The sequence below is a fragment of the Oleiphilus sp. HI0066 genome, from assembly GCF_001635725.1.
In genome coordinates this window covers 1-951 of record NZ_LWFH01000530.1, presented here as the reverse complement: position 1 = coordinate 951, position 951 = coordinate 1, and the positions used below count along the sequence as shown (strand labels likewise).

Genomic DNA, 951 nt, shown 5'->3' with positions numbered 1-951 from the left:
TGCACAACGTCAGAGAGATTGATGTTGCTGGTCGACGGGGTGGTGAAGAATTTATCATCATTTCAAGCAACACCAATCAAGACAATATCCGGGTTATTGCAAACAAACTCTTATCCGAGGTAAGAAAAAATGATTTCGGTTTACCCGAAAAAGTGACTATAAGTATTGGAGGAACGATTGGTCAGCATGATGACACTGAGTTGAGCATCATCAATAAGGCTGACCAAGCTTTGTATGAGTCAAAATACTGCGGAAAAAATACTGCGTCGTTTGAATTTACTAAGCCGCGCTAGCGATGCGAAGTATCTCTCGATACCCTCCCGTATCAACACAGGATTCTGGTTTGTCTTGATAAAAGCCACGCTCTTTCAAAACATGATGCAAGCGAGGTAAGTTGTAACTCGGCACGCTCGGCAAGAAATGATGCTCACAGTGGAAGTTCACAAAGTTAGGTGCAAAGAAAGCACGTTCCCACAAAGAAACAATTGTTGTACGCGTCGTATCACGAACATCGTCAGAGGCCAGTGCAGGCATGGCACCATGTTCTGCGATCTGACGGACACGAATAACAAACGGATAAAAGAAGATATAACCAACCCACCACATAAGATACAAAGCTGGATGGCCTAAAGCCGTAAACACAGCAATCCAGGAACCATGCAGCACAATTGCGTCGCGAAAATTGCGCAAAGCAACACCATCGCCTTTTTGAACGCTATCTTGATTGACCCCTAATGAAACGGCATTACCAGCACGATTAGGCATGACATAAAACAACACACCATAGAGCATTTTTAGTCCAGAAAAACCCGTAAAATCGCGCAATATTTTGCGACGTAAGCTACTCCCAGTTACTGGGTATTGTTTGATATTACCGACGTCTGGGTCGTCATCCGTACCCGTTTTGGAGTGGTGAATAAGATGGTAAGTGCGGTAAAACTCTAGGGGTAC

Annotated in this window: 2 protein-coding genes; one reads left to right on the top strand and one right to left on the bottom strand. The window is 44.2% G+C overall.

Translation table 11 applies throughout. From position 1 onward, the window contains the following. A partial coding sequence (locus tag A3738_RS07230; protein WP_156504050.1) for a GGDEF domain-containing protein occupies nucleotides 1–293 on the top strand: 293 nt, incomplete at its 5' end. On the opposite strand, the gene A3738_RS07225 is transcribed toward A3738_RS07230, so the two are convergent. Next, on the bottom strand, nucleotides 280–951 hold a 672-nt coding region (locus A3738_RS07225; protein ID WP_068763480.1), incomplete at its 5' end, for a fatty acid desaturase. The two genes, A3738_RS07230 and A3738_RS07225, sit on opposite strands and share 14 nt — an antisense overlap.